Annotated in this window: 1 protein-coding gene; it reads left to right on the forward strand. The window is 51.9% G+C overall.

What is annotated here, in order from left to right; genetic code table 11:
- Positions 1–112: 112 nt before the first annotated feature.
- Entirely contained in the window at positions 113–1,048 is a 936-nt protein-coding gene (locus M663_RS0113345; RefSeq protein ID WP_273702747.1) for a hypothetical protein, read from the forward strand.
- The last annotated feature ends 71 nt before the right edge of the window (positions 1,049–1,119 follow it).

The raw sequence follows: 1,119 nt of genomic DNA on the forward strand, positions 1-1,119 counted from the left end.
TGAAAGCTGGTGTGAGATTTCTGAACCCGGGAAGCCTCGCTGAAGGCTCTTACGCCGTCCTCGAACTGGACGGGGGTGAAGTACGATTCGAGTTGAAGACCTTGTAAAAGAGATCGTCGAGGACATAAGAGAAACCGTGAAAGACGGGAAGCTCTATGTTGCCTTCTCCGGGGGAAAGGACAGTTCGCTGGTGGCAATCCTGGCGAAGATGGCCCTCGGAGAAGAAAGGGTGGAGCTCGTCACCGTGGACTGGGGCCCTTACACCTACGAGAGATCGAGAGAGATTGTTCGAAGCTTCGCAGAAAAACACGGCCTGAAGCACACTTTCATTCCTTCTAACAGGATGCAGGAGAAGGTCTGGAGACACGGTCCATCCTGCAACGCCTGCACCCGCGACGTGAAGACCGTTTTGGTGAAAAGATACGCTCAGGGTCACCTCGTTGCGAGCGGTGCAAACGCCTCCGACAGCTGGGGAAAAACGGGCCTGAAGATCTTCGACGGTGTCTACTCACCACTCTACAGGGTCGGGAAAGAAGAGATAAACGAGATGCTGAAGTTCCTCGGACTGGAAGTGAAGAAGATCGGTGAGTCTGCTGGAAGAGAGGGCTGCAAACTGAAACACCTTTTGAAGATGCTCATAAACCCGGATTACCACGGAAAAGCCGTTTCCACTGCAAACGAGATCCTTCTCAGAGTTCTCGAAGAACATGGCTTCAAGCCGGAACTCGCCAACGTGAAGATCATCGGGCCGCTTTCAAGAAACATCGCCCTCGTGAATGTGAAACCTCTTCCGCCAGAAGAGGTGATGAACAAGATTGTCGAAAAGCTCTCCGCAGAAGAGACGATAGACGAGGTCATCGTGGTCGATGGCCCTATGAGACTCGTGGTTCTGGCCAGTCCCGCGATCTACAGGAACGAAGAGTCAAGAAAGTGGATAAAGGAGGGAAGGCTTCAACCGGAGTTCGCCTTCCCCATCGAGATCGAGTGGAGAGAATCGAAGAACAACAAACTTCGCACCTTTCAGGTGGTCGATGCCAGAAAGGAGTGAGACTGTGGCGTTCAGATGTCCTCTTCTGATTTTTCTGAGAAAGATATTCAAGTTCAGAAGAAAACCGAAGT

It is taken from the genome of Thermoanaerobacter sp. A7A, from assembly GCF_000445185.1.
GTDB lineage: Bacteria > Bacillota > Thermoanaerobacteria > Thermoanaerobacterales > Thermoanaerobacteraceae > Thermoanaerobacter.